This is a genomic window from Photobacterium salinisoli (assembly GCF_003614885.1).
Taxonomy (GTDB): domain Bacteria; phylum Pseudomonadota; class Gammaproteobacteria; order Enterobacterales; family Vibrionaceae; genus Photobacterium; species Photobacterium salinisoli.
In genome coordinates this window covers 896,867-913,946 of sequence record NZ_QZMS01000007.1, presented here as the reverse complement: position 1 = coordinate 913,946, position 17,080 = coordinate 896,867, and the positions used below count along the sequence as shown (strand labels likewise).

Sequence of the window (17,080 nt, the reverse complement as noted above, 5' to 3'; positions counted from 1 at the left end):
CCTGAAATTGACCAAGAAAATGCAGGCAGATATTTGCATGCACGATGTGGAGACCAGGTAGAGTTGAACACAAACATCACATCCAAAGAACCGGTTATTCAGCTCAAAGGGCTGAGCAAAAGCTTTGACGGTAAACAGATTATCGCTGGGTTAGATCTCAACGTGAATGACGGTGAGTTTTTAACCATTTTAGGCCCCTCCGGCTGTGGTAAAACCACTGTCCTTCGCCTTATCGCTGGTTTTGAAGATGCTGACCAGGGGCAGATTATTATTGCCGGTCAGGACGTGACTGCCGTACATGCAGAGCAGCGGCATGTAAATACTGTATTCCAGAGTTATGCCCTATTCCCTCACATGACGGTATTTGAAAACGTTGCTTTTGGTTTGCGCATGCAAAAAGTGCCGGAGCAAGAGATCAAACCACGTGTGATGGAAGCGTTGCAGATGGTCCAATTGGAGCAGTTCGCTCCCCGTCAGCCACATCAGTTATCCGGTGGTCAGCAACAACGTGTTGCCATCGCGCGAGCCGTGGTGAATAAGCCGAAAGTTCTGCTGTTAGATGAATCGCTTTCTGCGCTGGATTACAAGCTACGTAAGCAGATGCAGCTGGAGCTGAAACAACTGCAGCGTCGTCTGGGCATTACCTTCATCTTCGTCACGCATGATCAGGAAGAAGCACTGTCGATGTCAGATCGCATTATCGTTATGCGAGATGGACGTATTGAACAAGACGGCACGCCGCGTGAAATTTATGAAGAACCAAGCAACCTGTTTGTTGCCCGTTTCATCGGTGAAATTAATGTGTTTGACGCCACTGTGATTGAGCGCATTGACGAAAAACGTATCAAAGCCATTGTGGAAGGCCGTGAGGCAGTGATCCATTGTGATCTTGATGTTCAGCAACATGCTCCGCTTAAAGTGCTGCTTCGCCCTGAAGATATCCGTCTGGAAGAAATCAACGAAAACGAAGAAAGCTGGGGCCTGATGGGCCATGTGCGTGAGCGTACCTATAAAGGGATGACGCTGGATTCAGTTGTTGAGATCGAAACGGGCAAGTCTGTCATGGTGAGCGAATTCTTTAACGAAGATGATCCAGATGTAGACCACTCCCTGGATCAAAAAGTAGCTATCACCTGGGTTGAAAGTTGGGAAGTGGTACTGGCTGATGACGAAGAAGCTTAATCTGCAAAATATCATCATATCGGTGATTGTTGGATGGTTACTGGTTTTTGTATTCATCCCGAACCTGATGATTATCGGCACCAGTTTTCTGACTCGTGATGATGCAAATCTGATTGATTTAACGTTCACGTTGGAAAACTACGCGCGCTTGTTTGACCCCTTGTATGGTCAGGTGATGCTGCATTCGTTCTACATGGCAGGCATGGCAACGATCTTATGTCTGCTGGTGGGTTATCCGTTTGCCTACAGTATTGCGAAAATGCCGGCAAAGTGGCGTCCGTTCATGCTGTTTCTGGTAATCGTACCGTTCTGGACCAATTCACTGATCCGGACTTACGGCCTGAAGATCATGCTGGGAACCCAAGGCGTATTTAACAGCAGCCTGATGGCCATGGGGATTATTGATAAGCCCCTGCGCATTATGTACACAGAGTATGCGGTAATGATTGGCCTGGTTTATATCTTGTTGCCATTCATGGTGCTGCCTTTGTATTCCGCCATCGAAAAGCTGGATAACACTTACATTGAAGCGGCTCGGGACCTGGGCGCGAACAAAGTTCAGACGTTTATTCGTGTTATCGCACCTTTAACCATGCCAGGTGTGATTGCGGGCTGCCTTTTGGTGTTTTTGCCGGCAATGGGTATGTTCTACATCTCCGATCTGCTCGGTGGTGCCAAAAACCTGCTCATTGGTAACGTCATTAAGAGTCAGGTCCTGAACGCCCGTGACTGGCCTTTTGGTGCGGCAACAAGCATCGCGCTGACTATTTCAATGGCAATTCTGCTGTATGCCTATTACCGGGCTGGCAAGCTGCTCAACCGTAAAGTGGAGTTGGACTAACTGTGGGACGTTTTTTCAAAGTCAGTCTGATGTCGGTAGTGTACGCATTCCTGTACATTCCCATCATTATTCTTATTGTGAACTCATTCAATGCCAGTAAATTTGGCATGAAATGGGGCGGCTTTACCACCAAGTGGTATGAGCAACTGGTGAACAATGACAGCCTGATGCAGGCAGCCTGGCACTCGCTGAACATTGCCGTTTACTCTGCAACGGCAGCTGCCATTATTGGCAGCCTGACAGCCGTTGCCCTGTTCCGTTACCAGTTCAAGGGAAAAAGCTTTGTAAACGGTATGCTGTTTGTGGTCATGATGTCACCAGATATCGTGATGGCCATTTCGTTGCTGGCGCTTTTCATTCTTATGGGAGCTAAACTGGGATTCCTTACCCTGCTGTTGTCTCATATCACTTTCTGTCTCCCATTCGTTGTGGTGACAGTGTATAGCCGTTTAAAAGGCTTTGATGTGAAAATGCTGGAAGCTGCCCGTGATTTGGGTGCCAGCGAATGGGTCATACTGAAACAGATCATTCTGCCGTTAGCTAAGCCCGCCGTTTTTGCTGGTTGGTTGCTCAGTTTTACCTTGTCACTGGATGATGTCATTGTAAGTTCTTTCGTGACCGGACCTACGTATGAAATCCTGCCGCTGAAAATTTACTCTATGGTAAAAGTGGGTATTTCACCGGAAGTCAATGCGCTGGCCACTGTGATGCTAATCGTGTCACTGACACTGGTTGTGCTGTCGCAAATCATTGTGCGGGACAAGACGAAATAAGTTGCGTTTAATTTTATCTGCATGATAATCGTACCGAAACACGGCCGGGGTCACTCGGCCGTTTACGCAGGAGACAAAGGTTTGACTCCTGTTATATTAACCATCCCAGCAGGGATTTTGGAGTTATCACATCAATGAAAAAATGGTCCGCGTTTCTGGCCAGCGCCGCATGCGCCGCTACTCTGGTATCTGGTAGTGTCAATGCAGCCGATGAAGAATTAGTCTTTATGAACTGGGGTCCGTACATTTCTACGGAACTACGCGAACAGTTCACTAAAGAAACGGGCATTAAAGTCATTTATTCGACTTATGAGTCGAACGAAACCATGTATGCCAAACTGAAAGCGCATCCTGAAGGATATGATCTGGTTGTTCCTTCAACCTATTTTGTTGCCAAAATGCGCGATGAAGGCATGCTGCAGAAAATCGACAAGTCGAAACTGAGCAACTTCAAAAACCTTGATCAGACCTATCTGAATAAACCGTTCGATCCGAACAACGAATACTCTATCCCTCACGTTTTGGGTATCACTGGTCTTGCCGTGAACACTGAAATGTATGACCCGGCTGATTTCGATAGCTGGGAAGATCTGTGGGACCCGAAATATCGTGGCCAGCTGATGCTGATGGATGACACACGCGAAGTTCACCATATTGCCCTGAAGATTCTGGGTTACTCAGGTAACACCACAGATCCAAAACAAATCGCTGAAGCATACGAAAAGCTGAAAGAGCTGATGCCTAATGTACTGGTTTTCAACTCGGATAATCCTGCGGCACCTTATATGGCTGGCGAAGTCGGCTTAGGCATGCTGTGGAATGGCTCAGCGGCGGCGGCTCAGCGTGAAGGTCTGCCAATTGAGCTGGTTTGGCCAAAAGAAGGCGGTATTTACTGGGTCGATAACCTGTCGATCACCAGCAATGCGAAAAACATTGAAGCGGCTCATAAGATGATCGACTTCCTGTTACGCCCGGATGTTGCCGCGAAAATTTCAGAAGAAACCGGTTATCTGACAGGTGTTGAAGCATCAAATGCAAAATATAAGGACAACCCGACTCTGTTCCCACCTAAAGAGGAATTGGAGCGTGGTGAGTTCCAGAATGCTGTCGGTGACGCCAACATTCTTTATGAAGAAAACTTCCTCAAGCTGAAAGCAGGTCAATAAGCGCTTTCTTTAGGCAACCAAAATGATTTGGTTGCCTTTTTTCTTATCCCCTCTGCTATACTCTCCCACTGATTCTTTAATGAATTCCATACGTTAGTAATGGGTTAATATCTCATTCTGACATGTTTTGTCATCTGAAATGACACACCCTGTCCGCAAGAGAGGTGGGCATTGCTATAGCTACCAGAATGCTATGTAGGGCTTCTGAAGTTAGGAGTAACTCAATGAAAAAATGGTCTTCAATCATGGCCGGCGGTCTGTTTACCATGTCGCTGGCATCACATTCAGCACTGGCTGCAGACGAAGAGCTGTATTTCTACAACTGGTCTGAGTATATCCCAGCCAGTGTGCTGGAAGCGTTTACCAAAGAAACCGGTATCAAAGTCATCTATTCAACTTATGAGTCGAATGAGACGATGTACGCCAAGTTGAAGACCTACGGTTCAGGTTACGATCTGGTCGTGCCTTCTACATATTACGTAGCTAAAATGCGTGACGAGAATATGCTGAAGAAAATCGATAAATCTAAGCTGTCGCATTTTAAAGACCTCGACCCTAACTTTTTGAATAAGCCTTTCGACCCAAGCAATGACTACTCTATTCCATACATTTGGGGCGCTACAGGTATTGGCGTGAATACAGATCTGGTTAATGCCAAAGAGATCACTGGCTGGAGTGACTTCTGGGACAGCAAATGGCAAGGCCAACTGATGATGATGGATGATGCGCGTGAGTTCTTCCACATCGCATTACGTAAGTTGGGTTACTCAGCTAACACTGAAAATCCTGACGAAATTAAAGCCGCTTATGAAGAACTGAAAAAGCTGATGCCTAACGTGCTGGTCTTTAACTCAGACTACCCTGCTAACCCTTACATGGCCGGAGAAACCGCCTTGGGCATGTTATGGAACGGTTCTGCCTACATGGCACGCCAGGAAGGTGCCTCTATTGATATTGTCTGGCCTAAAGAAGGTGCCATTTTCTGGATGGACAGCCTGGCGATCCCAGCCGGTGCGAAAAATGTTGAGGCCGCGCATAAGATGATCGACTTTTTGCTCAAACCAGAAAACGCAGCAATAGTTGCTTTGGAAATTGGTTACCCAACCCCTGTTGCAACAGCCAAAGATAAACTGCCAAAATCATTTGTGGATGACCCGAGCATCTACCCACCACAAGCCGTAATGGATGCTGGTGAGTGGCAAAACAGTGTCGGTGATGCAGTATCACTGTATGAAGAGTATTACCAAAAGCTAAAAGCCGGCCAGTAAATACTTAAATAAGGCGTCCAACAGACGCCTTATTATTACCGACTTCAGCGACACTGAATAACGACATTGTTCTAATCTGCAGGTGTTAACAACTCTTCAACCAGCTCAGGAACAATTTTTGACGCAGGCCCATAGCGCTTTTCGTCAAATTCGCTCTCTACGATACTGGGTTCTAAGTTGAGCTCTAAAGTGTGTGCTCCGTGCATTGCCGCCTCATGTACAAAGCCAGCCGCAGGGTACACTGATCCGGATGTACCGATAGCAATGAAAAGATCGGCTTCAACCAGCGCAGAATAAATCTTATCCATTGATTGTGGCATTTCTCCGAACCAGACAACATTTGGCCTTAGTGGTGCTGGAATCTGGCAACAGTGACAACTGTCATCCAGTGAGATATCACCGCTCCACCCGATGGTCTGACCACTTTGACTGCACTGCGCTTTAAGTAGCTCACCATGCATATGAATAACATTATGGCTACCCGCTTTCTCATGTAAATTGTCTATGTTCTGTGTGATTACTGTCACCGTGCCGTCGAGTTCATTTTCCAACCGCGACAGCGCATAATGTGCAGCATTAGGTTGGACAGTCCCGCTTTCTAACTGTTGGCGACGCTGATTGTAGAAGGATTGCACCAGAACAGGATCTCTTTTGAACCCTTCCGGTGTTGCGACATCCTCAATGCGGTGGTTTTCCCACAGTCCATCCTGGTCACGAAAGGTTTTGATCCCCGACTCGGCTGATATCCCGGCCCCAGTGAGTATCACTATATTTCGATAGGGAAAATGCATCTTTCCTTGCCCTTGTTAACGTTTACCACAGTTATACCATCGACCGGACAGCAATATAACTCTTACTTTGTCAGACAATAGTCGTAAGTGTATCTCGTACGAGTATTGGTTGAAGAGTGATTGATATAAAGTCTGCCATACATAAAGTTATAGTGCATTAAATAATACCATTAATCTTGTAAATAAGAATATGAAGGATGATTCCCTTTGCACGACATGTTGTTTTGTCATCAGGCGAATCTCTGCATTTTAATATCAGAACTATTAATAAAATAGTTTATGTATCTTTGTGAAACATGATGAAAACTTTGAAGTATTTAGGCAACATTCTATAGTCTCGTCTATGCTTCTCCTGTATCACAAAAACAATGGAGTGATAGAAATGAAGCAAAAAGCATTGGCATTATTAGTAACAACACTGTTAGCTAGCCCGGCTGCACTTGCCGTAACTCTGGAACAAGGTACGCAAGAATTCGGCTTACAAGGTAGTATGGATTTTGATTATGTAGATGATTATTTATTCCTTTTGAATACCACCTACGGTTATTTCGTGAAAGATGACTGGGAAATCGGCGGTGTTTTGGATGTGAACATGAGTGACAGCACCAAAACCTTCCAGCTTGGTATGTTTACAGAATACAACTTCACAAATGACAGCAACTGGGTTCCTTACCTTGGCGCTGCTGCTCAGCTCGCTAACCTCTCGGCAGATGAAGACGATGACATTGATTTTGATATAGAAGATGTCACTGCTTTGAATATTAAAATCGCAGGTGGTGTGAAATACTTCATCAATCCGCATGTTGCCATCAGTGCCGAAGTAAACTATAACATCGCAACCGACGACATCAGCGTCACGAAAGATGGTGTTGAAGATAGCTTTACACGGTTCATTTTTGGTACCAGATTCTACTTCTGACAGCTCCTTACCATACAACGCCGCAGCAATGTGGCGTTGTAATTTCCGCACGTTACAACGTTTCCGCGTTATTGTTCGGCTTCAAGCTCACATTCTACAACTCGCCCCATCAATCGAATATTTTCAATTACCACCACACTATTTTTCAGGCACTGTATCAAAAACCAGACACGTTAAACAAATCAGTCTTGCTATACCTTAAAAAAATACAATAAAAATGTGTTGCTGGGTTCGATCAAGCTAAGGTTAGCAGGCCGATTATGAGAAACGCTTACCCGTTGTTAGTTTTATCATTCCAGTTTCTGGCAGGATGCGGATCCACGTCTGTTACCAATGACACGCACGATCAAGTCTTGCAAAAAGCATTACTACTTGCCGCGAGTAAAAGCCAGCGATGCCCCATTCCTGAAGATACCATTGATGGTCGCTATCTGGCGACAGGCTTACCTTCCGGTTATTCGCCTCCTCCCTTAACTGAGCTATCAATGACTAAAGAAGAGAGTCTCTGGCAAATACTCGCAAAAGAAAGCGCTCTGCCGATACCCAACAACCAAAGAGTACGTAACTATAAACAGTGGTATCTGAGCCGTCCATTACACCTCAAGACAGTATCAAAACGTGCTCAGCCCTTTCTTTATTACATATACCAAAATGCCCAATCTCGTGATCTGCCTATCGAGCTTGTTTTATTACCTTTCATAGAAAGTGCATTTGACCCCTATGCCTATTCACAGCAAGGTGCAGCAGGATTGTGGCAAATTACAAAACCAACAGGTAAATCATTCGGATTGCAATTTCAGCCTGGATACGATGGCAGGCTTGATATTATTGCATCGACTCAGGCTGCATTTGATTTGCTGGAGTATCTTTATCATAAGTTTAATGGCAACTGGCTACATGCGATTGCCGCCTATAATTCCGGTGAAAGCAGAGTTCGCAAGGCAATCAAAGCCAACAAAGCGCTGGGTAAACCCACTGATTTCTGGTCGTTAGCATTACCACGGGAAACAGAGCACTATGTCCCTAAACTGCTGGCATTAAGCCAGATAATCAAAGAAGAAAGTCATAGCTCTCTTCCTTTGGTATACATACCCAACAGCCCTGTATTGACATCCGTGACGATAACACAGCAAATGCCCCTTGCTCAGATTGCCAATGATGCAGGCCTGAGCGGAAAAGCACTGTATCAGCTTAACCCGGGGTACTCCTCAGGGTTAACATTAAGGCAGGAACAGAGTCAGCTACTCATACCTAAAAAACAGCTCAATTACTTTTATCAACAGCCAGAAACCTTACACTATGTCAAAAACAAATACAGTGTTCGCTATATTGAACCTGGCGATTCTTTATATCGGATAGCTACATTAAATAACACATCAATCAGTGATATAAGACAAGCTAACCAATTAGTGAATAATAAAATACATGCCGGCCAGCTATTGCTTATTCCTGTTAAATAACATTTACTCCGGCGCTCTGCCATTGACAAATTGCCAGGCTTGCTTAATTTCCCAGTCAGGCTGAGCGGCTAACTTTATCACCTCACCCATATTGATTAACAATTTTACGTCGGTCTGATTATGTGAGAGTGCCAGACCTACAATCACCCCAGCCAGTAAACAAACCGGAGCAATAAGGCTACGAATAGCCATCAGGCTTGCCAATGCCAACACCATCAGAATAGTGGCTAAATACAAATGCCCCGGCCATTGAGTAAAAAATGCAACATAAATAGCTACTACCTGAATGATTGCACCTACAGCTAAGAATACGCTTGTCATTAATTCACCACAAATGAATGTTTTTATCTTGTTTTTTATGAGTATAGCTATGTATTTCGTCACCGAATAACTATCTTAGTATCATTTTCCAATGTGAATTTTTTTCGCTTTATATCTTCATTTTCAGTCTAAGTGTTAAAACACACTATACTGATATTAAAGAAAGAACCTTTAACGTGATAACTAAAGGGTCATAACCGTAGCAAAAGGTAATCTAGAGGGAGTATTTATGCATCATGATGAGATGATCGTACCAAGCAACTGGGGTCTTATCGGTAGAACAGCAACCGTTGCTGGCTTTATATTAGCTGCAGGACTCCTGTTAATGATCCTTTAAGCTCTGATAGTTGCATATCGCACGTAACATAAAATTAGGGTACTCAGCCAGCAATACTGACAGAGTACCCATTAGCATGCAGTTTCCATACCGCTTATAATATCTGGCTCTTCTACACGCACAGATTAGTGTTTCTGCAGAGCTGTTTACAGCTCAAAGGTCTCGGATGATACCCCACTATGTGATTTGTTGCATCACTTTTATATTCGCCTCTGAAGCAATTCAGTGTTCTGCCACATTTTCAGCTGGCTAGACCATTTACTCGATTGATATCAGGTAAACTATCAGGATTACGATGATCTAAGGTAGTTCCAACTCAATGTTTTTAGATTCTTACTTCGCCGAGCATAATGGTGCTTATACATTTACCCGCGAACAAGCCAGCCATTTTGCCAAGAAAGTCGCTGGCGATTTCAACCCAATCCACGATGCCGATAGCAAACGCTTTTGCGTTCCGGGTGATCTCCTCTTTTCTGTCATGCTAGCAAAAACAGGGCTTAGCCAGAAAATGCGTGTGGAATTTGCCGGTATGATCACCGATGGCGTAGCTCTGGCTATCAACACAAAATCATCGAACGACCTGTCACTCGTCGATGAAAAAGGCAAAGAATACCTTCACGTCCTTCGCGAAGGTGAAATCACCCATAATGCCAGTCTTATTGAGACGGTTACCAAAAATTATGTGCAGTTTTCCGGAAAGAACTTCCCGCACATCATGGTGCCTTTAATGGAATCCAAGCAGGTGATGATTAACCCTGCTCGCCCGCTGGTTATCTATGAAAGTATGGAGCTGGAGTTCAGTCGGCTGGACCTTGACGCACCAACCGTTGAACTGACTGATTCCATTCTTGAATCTGACGGTAAGCGTGGCAGTGTAACGCTGGCATTCAGCTTTACAGAACACGGTGAAGTCGTAGGTGAAGGCCGTAAGCGTATGCTGATGAGCGGCCTCAAGCCATATTGCCAGAACGATATTGACGATCTGGTCGCCCGCTTTAACGCCAGAAAAGAAGCTTATCAGGCCGCATAATCCGCTAAATGTGTCTGGAAACCTCAAACCGTTTCTGGACACATTTTACTCCGCCTGCTACATTTCAGGCACTTAACACCTATTTATTACTTTGGAGGATACAAGATGATTGTTTTAACAACTCACTGGGCACAGAAACAGGCAAAGCATCAGTAAGCGAAAGAGATAACAGGACACACTCCCCCGCTTCTGCCCTTCCCTTTTCTATTGCCCGGTTCTGAATAACCGGGGACATATTGCCCCTGAATTTTACCATTTCAGAGAATGACGCCTGCGCCGCGTCAGGGGTAAACGCATCATGACAACAACGATTTCTACGCCAACGTATTCTTTACAAGAACTTGGTTGGAAACCTTATTTTCAACAACAACTGTCTCTCGACGAGTGGGATCAAATGAAACCAGCCCGGGTATGTGCTTTGCACAGAAACCGACTGGACGTTTTCTCACAGCACGGTCACTTGTCTATACCTGTACTGCCTAATATGCCTGAGCTCGCTGTCGGAGATTGGATATTACTGTCTGATAAAGACCATTTTGTCCGTCTGCTGGAGCGTTTTTCTCACTTCTGGCGAAAAGCCGCAGGCAGCAAAATTGAAGAGCAGCTCATTGCCAGCAATGTCGATACCGTTTTTATCACCTGCTCACTGAACCAGGATTTTAATCTCAGTCGTATAGAGCGATATCTGGCGCTTGCGTACCAGTCTGGCGTTGAGCCGGTTATTGTTCTGTCTAAGGCCGACTGTGTTGACGATCCTTCCCTATTCGTCGAACAGGTTCGTCACATCGATAACATGTTATTGGTTGAGTACGTGAATGGATTAGACAGAGACAGTGTCGCCAAACTGGCACCTTGGTGCAGAACCGGTAAAACAGTTGCTTTCCTGGGCTCATCAGGGGCGGGAAAATCCACCCTGGTCAATACCTTGCTTGCCACTGACACACAGCAAACCGCCAGTATCAGAGAAGATGACAGTAAAGGCAGACATACCACGACCGCAAGATCTCTGCACCTCATGCCAGATGGAGGTCTTCTGCTGGACACGCCAGGGATGCGTGAACTCCAGTTGGCCGACTGCAGTGAAGGTCTGGCAACGACTTTCGCGGATATAGAAACTCTGGCAGAGGAATGCCGGTTCGGCGACTGTGCTCATCAGTATGAGCCAGGCTGCGCCGTATTGGCTGCCATTGAATCGGGCGAACTTGAAGAGCGCAGATTGCGTAATTATCTCAAGCTGAACCGCGAAGTGAGCTTCAATACTGCCAGCATTGCAGAGAAACGGGCCAAGTCAAAACAGCTGGGCCGCATGTATCGTACGATACAAAGCACGAACCGGAAGCATAAAAACCGGGAGTAACAAGCAACGAAAACAACAACGCCCTCTAAAATGAGGGCGTTTTATCGGAGTAAAACAGGCTTACTGCTCAGTCATCAGCGAACTTTCATGTGAAGCTGCATCTGTTTCCCGGCGAAGCCTGAAGGCGGCTAGCGGACCAGTGACCAATGTGAAGATCATAAGCACTGAAACAGGTACAGCCGTAATTACAATGAAAGACTGCAGGGCATTCAGTCCCCCGTCACCAGCCAGCAGTAAAACTGCGGCAACAGCACCCATTGCGATCGCCCAGAACAAGCGATGCCCTCTACCCGGTTCATTTTTACCTGAGGTCACCATGGCAATAGCATAAGCCATAGAGTCCCCGGTTGTGACAACAAACGTTGTCGTCAGCACAAGAAATGCCGGGATGAGCCACTCACTGAAAGGCAACTGAGAAAGCGTTGCCAGCAATACGGCGGGCAAGCCCCCTTCGCTGAGTGGTTCTGAAATAACGCCTGGCTGTGTCAGTTCAAAATAAATACCTGAACCACCCAGTACCGTAAACCAGAAATGGGTCACCAGAGGCGCACCGATAGCCACTGTGATAACCAGCTCCCGAATACTGCGACCAACCGTGATCCGTGCTATGAAGATTGCCATCATAGGCGCGAAGCCAATGAACCATCCCCAAAAGAACCATGTCCACCAAGCGTTCCAATCCGGAGAGGCATTTGTCAGGCTCATTGCAGGAAAATGCTGAATATACACAGTCATCGCTTCGGCAAACTTGTCGAAGATGAAACCCGTTGGCCCCAGCAGTAACATCACCGCCAGCAGCAATACGGCAACGATGACATTAAAGCGGCTCAGCCACTGCAGTCCTTTATCCATCCCTGTCGCTGCGGATAAAGAATAAATGGTAACCACTACCGCCAGTAAACCGATCTGAGTCAGTGCCGAGTTATCCAGCCCTGCGACAACATGCAAGCTGTAACCCAACTGTGAGGCTAAAAAGCCTATCGGACCGATTGTGCCTGCGGCGACGGCAAGTATTGAGCTTGCATCAATCACCGACCCCAGCCAGTGATTTTCCAGTCGATCACCCACCAGCGGATACAACAAGGCTCTTGGTCTGAGCTTGATCCCTTTCTGATGATGCGCATACATCAGCACAATTGTTGCCAAGGTGCCCAGCACCGCCCAGGCCAGAAATCCCCAGTGTAAAAAGCTTTGGCTCAGCGCCGGGGCAACCGTTTCAGGCTGTCGCGCCGCCAGGCCATCAAAAGCTGGCGGTGTGGTAACGAAGTGGTAAATAGGTTCAGCTGCCGACCAGAATACACCGCCACCTGCAAGCAGAGTACACATGATCATGGCGGTCCAGCGAAACTGACCGATTTCAGGTCGCTTTGAATTACCGAGCTTTATTTTACCCAGAGGCGAAAGAGCCAGACACAGTGCAAGAATAAAGTTCAGTACCATCAGCCATTGCCAAAAGTAACCAAAGTTAGCGGTTGAAAGCGCAAAAAGGGATTGGATGGAAGAAGATACCCATGACAGGTCTACCAGCGCAGCAATCAGGAACAGACTGAGGAAACCAATGGTTAGAGCTGAAACCATTTTATCAGCACTATTTCGTTCGAAGGTTTGCATAAAATTCTCACCAGTTGTGTGAGGGGACGCACATTACCAGCTTGGAAACAGTAAATCTAACGCAATTGTTCAAATTAACCACAAAAAACAGCCACAGAGGCGCAAGCGGTGAATTATTGAACAGGTGCGTATGCCCGCATTGAATTTCCTTGCATTCTGAAAAAGTTTGAACTCGAATTAATTTTTCATAACCAGACCGTCTGGTCTGGTTATATTCAGGGGATCATTGAGGTTAGGGTTTAACTTTTTGGCAAATGACTTCAGCAAGATAATGGGAATTGAGGTTCCGTGTTACCAGCGAGGCGTCCATTTTCCCGGTCGCCACCACATCCAGCCAGTGAGTAATCATAGCTGTAAACCCTTTGCTATCAAGCATGGGGGTCCAGTCTGGCAGCGCCAGCGCCTGTTCACGACCTTGATTCCATTGCTTACCCGTTGCCAGAGAATCAAAATGACAGGTCAGGTTCTCATAATTGATCGTCACATGTTCCGTCGTTACACCATTGAGCCGGTTCATTGATGCCTGATAAATGGCGTCATCAAGCTGCCACTCAACGTCCAACCGCGCAAGCTTTCCCTGGTGAGACTGAGTCACAATATGCAGGTCATTTTCACTCACCTGCCCGGAAAGGTTCACGCTGTCCAACGCATGGATGAAATCATCAAAGACAAAAGTTCGGGTATCACCAGGCAGGTTCAGTCGGTGTTTTTGCCATTTCAAACCCAGTAGTTTCTTACCCTCAGTGACTGATGCGTCGCTCAGATAAGGCTTTATCAGTGGTAAATATCGGCGATTAAAACCAAGGAACAACGGGCATTGTTTTTCTTCAGCCAGTTCATAAAGCGTCTCACACTGTTCGTAATTATCGGTAAGAGGCTTATCAACGAAAACGGCAATGCCTTGATTCAGAAAAAAATGCGCTATCTCAAAGTGGGAAGCGGTCGCACTGTGGATCATCACACCGTCTACGCCCAGCGCCACCAGCTCGCGATAATCTGTCACGGCTTCCTGAATTCTGTGTGTCCGGACAAGTTGCTTAAGTATGTCTTCATTGCGGGTACAAAATACCAGCTCAAGATCCGGCCATTGAGTAAGCACGGGCAAATACGCTTTACGAGCTATGTCCCCTAAGCCAATAATGCCAATCTTCATCATTTCTCCTTGTTAAAGCCCAAATGGCCGATACAAAAAAGCCCTCGTCTGTGACAAGGGCCTGATTCGTTTATTTGCAAACAACACGTGAACTGATCAGTGAGTTGTCACGCTGTGCTCATATTCAACAACGATTTGGTTGCCACTATATCGCACATTTTTGATATTGCCATCAACTATATACGTATTTGTTAATGTGACTGTATTAGGCAGACTGCTGCCAATCTGCTCCCTCAGGGAAGGAATGGTGAGTACAGGATCAACACCCATATACTGACAGAACTGACTGACAAAACGATGTTCAAGCGGTAAATTACCACGCAGAATGTCAGAGAAAAACAGCTGACTTACTCCAAGCTTCTTGGCCATTTCAATCTGTGTCACCCGCATTTTTGCTTTGTAGCTCATCCATGTTTCATAGAGTACTTTTCTGTCTTCTTCTGTGTATTGCATACCTGTTCCTAGCGCAAAAAAATGTCAACTCAGCGCAATTAAAGCCTAAACCTTGCCAGGAAATGTCAGAAAAACGTTAGGCTTGTTCCAAATGCGAACCTCGCAAACCCGCATGAAATCTGGGCACAAGACAGATCCCTATCTTTCAGCACGTTAGAAAACTCACCATTTCTTGATTTTGGTTATGAATACGATTTGTGCTGAGGTTATAATCAAAGGCATCGACCATTATGGAATGACATTCGCCGACAGCATGCTGATCCAGTTGCTTAACCAGCCACTTTTTTTAACGAGCAGGATAATCACTTTTATCTTGTGCCTGCTGTTGCTGCCGATCAATAACGCCAGTGCAACCTTCTACTCAGGTTCCATGTCAGACCATTGTCCCACCGTTATGACAAAGATGGACTGTTGTCCCGATACCGCTGCTTCACTAGTGATCCAAACAAATCTCATCTTCTGTCAGGACAATATTGAGCACGCCAATTGCTTGCAGCATTGTCAGTCTTCCTGCCATACCACATTAATTCTTCCCGGCGCGTTACCGGTTACGTCTGTAATGATATCAACTCAAAGTGACCATCCCTATTTATCCGGGTACTGGGACGAACCGGTCTCAACGCTGTTGCGGCCTCCTATTCATCTGTAGCGCTAAACCATCTTATACCCTGCTCGGGTTACTGTTTCGATAAGCACTGCTTTTCGATTTGAACTGCTTAATTAAAGATAGCTGAGCCTGCATGCCCAGCATCACAGATGAATAAAAGGTTAAACGATGAAAAAATCACAATATCTCCTGACTGCCTCACTGTTTCTGGCTGCTCTTCCCTCTATAGCTGCCGATACGATTAAAGGAACCAATTACCAGTCTCCGTCCTGCGGGTGTTGCAAGGATTGGGTAAAGCACATGAACAGTAATGGTTTTGAGATTGAAATGAACATGGCAAAGAATCTTCATCCAATCAAACAAGCCAATGGCATACAACCTGAGTATGCGTCTTGCCATACCGCTGTCATTGATGGATATGTCTTTGAAGGCCATGTGCCTGCGCAAGATGTACAACGATTCCTGAAGGAGAAACCCGCCAATCTGAAAGGCCTGGCTGTGGCCGGTATGCCAATGGGATCGCCTGGCATGGACTATAACGATCAGAAAATGCCGTATGACGTTGTCGCCTTTGATGAAGACGGCAATACAGTCATCTGGGCCAGCCATAATCAGGTTCAGAAGCAATAAAAAGCTATGAACGTATAGCTTTACAGATACGGTAAAACATCAGGGCCAGATAGATAATCTGGCCCTTTTTTGTTAGCTCTCTGAACGCTTCTTCAGCAACTTAGCAAACCATTGCCGGTTAGGATCCTGAGTGAGCGCCCAGTGAGTGTCTTCTGCTCTCTTCTCCAGATAAACCTGCAACCCAGTAAAATAGTGGAAAGCCGTCAGTTCAGAGTCCTGGCTGAAATGCGCCAGAAATGCCTCTTCCATTTCTGCCAGCTGCGCCAATGTCGTCACGCCGTGTTGCAAAGCCCATTGCACCGCATAGGGAGACACTTCGGTGCGAAACAATATCTGGGGTTCAATATACTTGATACCCACCTCAATGCCCTGACTGAGCGAGACTGTCTGTTCAGACTCGGCTTCTTCCTGCAGTCTCTCACGCAAACTGGCCAGGCTGACGGCACGCTGAGTTTCCGAGTAACCATGGGTGGTTTTACAAAAGCGGATGGCAAACCCTAGCTGTTGACGTCCAACCAGCTCTAAGGTTTGTTCAAGATATTCCTGTGGGATCGCGTAACTTTTCGCCAACTGCTCAACCGCCTGTGAAATATTCGGGTAAACAATACCGTTATATTCAACCTGAAAAGCACTGCTTAGCTGCCCCACAGGCTGACCATCAATCGCCAGCGGCCAGCCCGGATAATTGACTCTGTCCCGTGCAATTTCAAACATCATCCAGGCGCTGTGTTTAAAGCCTTCAAATGCCTTGCCTTCCAGTTCAGAGTCTTCCAGCTCTTCTCTGGTCCATTGTGCGCCTATCTGTAAATGCTTCTGATAATGCTGGTGCAAGCGCCCTTTCACTCTGTCACGCAGTATATCCAGCCCACTGGCTTTGGTTCGGGAACAAAAGCCATAACATTCTTCGCAGCAGGGTACTTTGACCGGCGGATCATTGTCGTAGTCAGGCTCGGGGCGGAACACATATGATTCATAGTAAGGCTCACCGCAAAACCAGCAGGTATGGCGAAATTCAAATGGCACATCAATAGACTGGACAATCGTCATTACTTAGCTCGGTTTGATTTGCAAAAAGTGCGGCTCATTATGCGGTTCAACCAGAATCAGTACAAGGCAAGCGCTTCATTTCCCGATAATCGCAAAAGAATACCAACAGAGAATTTTGCCTTCCTGATAGCGAA

16 protein-coding genes are annotated in these 17,080 nt (G+C 46.1%); 10 read left to right on the top strand and 6 right to left on the bottom strand.

Annotated elements, in window-relative coordinates; genetic code table 11:
* Positions 1 to 63: 63 nt before the first annotated feature.
* From potA to D6M16_RS04785, 5 genes are all read left to right on the top strand, one after another.
* Complete coding sequence (gene potA, locus D6M16_RS04805; protein WP_120511871.1) at positions 64 to 1,182, top strand: spermidine/putrescine ABC transporter ATP-binding protein PotA; 1,119 nt, start codon at positions 64 to 66, stop codon at positions 1,180 to 1,182.
* On the top strand, positions 1,166 to 2,023 hold the full coding sequence (gene potB / locus D6M16_RS04800) for a spermidine/putrescine ABC transporter permease PotB (RefSeq protein WP_162940929.1): 858 nt from the start codon (positions 1,166 to 1,168) through the stop codon (positions 2,021 to 2,023). Before potA ends, potB begins: the two co-directional genes overlap by 17 nt.
* A 2-nt stretch (positions 2,024 to 2,025) precedes the next feature.
* The gene (potC, locus tag D6M16_RS04795) at positions 2,026 to 2,796 is read left to right on the top strand and encodes a spermidine/putrescine ABC transporter permease PotC (RefSeq protein ID WP_027252235.1); all 771 of its coding nucleotides are present in this window, start codon (positions 2,026 to 2,028) and stop codon (positions 2,794 to 2,796) included.
* A 134-nt stretch (positions 2,797 to 2,930) separates the two neighbouring features.
* Positions 2,931 to 3,962 carry an extracellular solute-binding protein gene (locus tag D6M16_RS04790; RefSeq protein WP_120510809.1) on the top strand — a complete coding sequence of 344 codons (1,032 nt, stop codon included), beginning with the start codon at positions 2,931 to 2,933 and terminating at the stop codon, positions 3,960 to 3,962.
* Between the two features lie 245 nt (positions 3,963 to 4,207).
* A complete protein-coding gene (locus D6M16_RS04785; RefSeq protein WP_240435576.1) occupies positions 4,208 to 5,230 on the top strand; it encodes an extracellular solute-binding protein in 1,023 nt (340 codons plus the stop codon).
* 71 nt (positions 5,231 to 5,301) lie between these two features.
* Here D6M16_RS04785 and cobB read toward each other — a convergent pair whose 3' ends face one another.
* Entirely contained in the window at positions 5,302 to 6,021 is a 720-nt protein-coding gene (gene cobB, locus D6M16_RS04780; protein WP_120510807.1) for a Sir2 family NAD+-dependent deacetylase, read from the bottom strand.
* Positions 6,022 to 6,403: 382 nt separating this feature from the next.
* Between cobB and D6M16_RS04775 the strand changes: the two genes are divergently transcribed.
* Both D6M16_RS04775 and D6M16_RS04770 read left to right on the top strand, forming a co-directional pair.
* A complete protein-coding gene (locus D6M16_RS04775) occupies positions 6,404 to 6,940 on the top strand; it encodes an outer membrane beta-barrel protein (protein WP_120510806.1) in 537 nt (178 codons plus the stop codon).
* A gap of 260 nt (positions 6,941 to 7,200) precedes the next feature.
* Positions 7,201 to 8,400 (top strand): transglycosylase SLT domain-containing protein, encoded by a 1,200-nt coding sequence (locus D6M16_RS04770; RefSeq protein ID WP_120510805.1) that lies wholly within the window; start codon positions 7,201 to 7,203, stop codon positions 8,398 to 8,400.
* A gap of 3 nt (positions 8,401 to 8,403) precedes the next feature.
* Here D6M16_RS04770 and D6M16_RS04765 read toward each other — a convergent pair whose 3' ends face one another.
* Positions 8,404 to 8,721 carry a hypothetical protein gene (locus tag D6M16_RS04765; RefSeq protein ID WP_205576831.1) on the bottom strand — a complete coding sequence of 106 codons (318 nt, stop codon included), beginning with the start codon at positions 8,719 to 8,721 and terminating at the stop codon, positions 8,404 to 8,406.
* A 656-nt stretch (positions 8,722 to 9,377) separates the two neighbouring features.
* Here D6M16_RS04765 and D6M16_RS04760 point away from each other — a divergent pair.
* Positions 9,378 to 10,088 (top strand): DUF3581 domain-containing protein, encoded by a 711-nt coding sequence (locus D6M16_RS04760; RefSeq protein WP_120510803.1) that lies wholly within the window; start codon positions 9,378 to 9,380, stop codon positions 10,086 to 10,088.
* A gap of 298 nt (positions 10,089 to 10,386) precedes the next feature.
* On the top strand, positions 10,387 to 11,445 hold the full coding sequence (rsgA, locus tag D6M16_RS04755; RefSeq protein ID WP_120510802.1) for a ribosome small subunit-dependent GTPase A: 1,059 nt from the start codon (positions 10,387 to 10,389) through the stop codon (positions 11,443 to 11,445).
* A 60-nt stretch (positions 11,446 to 11,505) separates the two neighbouring features.
* Here rsgA and D6M16_RS04750 read toward each other — a convergent pair whose 3' ends face one another.
* The 3 genes from D6M16_RS04750 to D6M16_RS04740 all read right to left on the bottom strand — a co-directional run bounded on the left by D6M16_RS04750 (position 11,506) and on the right by D6M16_RS04740 (position 14,662).
* On the bottom strand, positions 11,506 to 13,056 hold the full coding sequence (locus tag D6M16_RS04750; RefSeq protein ID WP_120510801.1) for a BCCT family transporter: 1,551 nt from the start codon (positions 13,054 to 13,056) through the stop codon (positions 11,506 to 11,508).
* Positions 13,057 to 13,288: 232 nt separating this feature from the next.
* Entirely contained in the window at positions 13,289 to 14,209 is a 921-nt protein-coding gene (locus D6M16_RS04745) for a Gfo/Idh/MocA family protein (RefSeq protein ID WP_120510800.1), read from the bottom strand.
* Positions 14,210 to 14,305: 96 nt separating this feature from the next.
* On the bottom strand, positions 14,306 to 14,662 hold the full coding sequence (locus tag D6M16_RS04740; protein ID WP_027252244.1) for a helix-turn-helix domain-containing protein: 357 nt from the start codon (positions 14,660 to 14,662) through the stop codon (positions 14,306 to 14,308).
* Positions 14,663 to 15,437: 775 nt separating this feature from the next.
* Here D6M16_RS04740 and D6M16_RS04735 point away from each other — a divergent pair.
* Complete coding sequence (locus D6M16_RS04735; RefSeq protein WP_120510799.1) at positions 15,438 to 15,899, top strand: DUF411 domain-containing protein; 462 nt, start codon at positions 15,438 to 15,440, stop codon at positions 15,897 to 15,899.
* 72 nt (positions 15,900 to 15,971) lie between these two features.
* On the opposite strand, the gene D6M16_RS04730 is transcribed toward D6M16_RS04735, so the two are convergent.
* On the bottom strand, positions 15,972 to 16,946 hold the full coding sequence (locus tag D6M16_RS04730; protein ID WP_120510798.1) for a hypothetical protein: 975 nt from the start codon (positions 16,944 to 16,946) through the stop codon (positions 15,972 to 15,974).
* Positions 16,947 to 17,080: the final 134 nt, after the last annotated feature.

Coding starts and splice junctions, on each gene's coding strand:
- potB (WP_162940929.1), top strand. CDS start 1,166: ATGACGAAGAAGCTTAATCTGCAAAATATCATCATATCGGTGATTGTT.
- D6M16_RS04790 (WP_120510809.1), top strand. CDS start 2,931: ATGAAAAAATGGTCCGCGTTTCTGGCCAGCGCCGCATGCGCCGCTACT.
- D6M16_RS04785 (WP_240435576.1), top strand. CDS start 4,208: ATGGCCGGCGGTCTGTTTACCATGTCGCTGGCATCACATTCAGCACTG.
- cobB (WP_120510807.1), bottom strand. CDS start 6,021: ATGCATTTTCCCTATCGAAATATAGTGATACTCACTGGGGCCGGGATA.
- D6M16_RS04775 (WP_120510806.1), top strand. CDS start 6,404: ATGAAGCAAAAAGCATTGGCATTATTAGTAACAACACTGTTAGCTAGC.
- D6M16_RS04770 (WP_120510805.1), top strand. CDS start 7,201: ATGAGAAACGCTTACCCGTTGTTAGTTTTATCATTCCAGTTTCTGGCA.
- D6M16_RS04765 (WP_205576831.1), bottom strand. CDS start 8,721: ATGACAAGCGTATTCTTAGCTGTAGGTGCAATCATTCAGGTAGTAGCT.
- D6M16_RS04760 (WP_120510803.1), top strand. CDS start 9,378: ATGTTTTTAGATTCTTACTTCGCCGAGCATAATGGTGCTTATACATTT.
- rsgA (WP_120510802.1), top strand. CDS start 10,387: ATGACAACAACGATTTCTACGCCAACGTATTCTTTACAAGAACTTGGT.
- D6M16_RS04750 (WP_120510801.1), bottom strand. CDS start 13,056: ATGCAAACCTTCGAACGAAATAGTGCTGATAAAATGGTTTCAGCTCTA.
- D6M16_RS04745 (WP_120510800.1), bottom strand. CDS start 14,209: ATGAAGATTGGCATTATTGGCTTAGGGGACATAGCTCGTAAAGCGTAT.
- D6M16_RS04740 (WP_027252244.1), bottom strand. CDS start 14,662: ATGCAATACACAGAAGAAGACAGAAAAGTACTCTATGAAACATGGATG.
- D6M16_RS04735 (WP_120510799.1), top strand. CDS start 15,438: ATGAAAAAATCACAATATCTCCTGACTGCCTCACTGTTTCTGGCTGCT.
- D6M16_RS04730 (WP_120510798.1), bottom strand. CDS start 16,946: ATGACGATTGTCCAGTCTATTGATGTGCCATTTGAATTTCGCCATACC.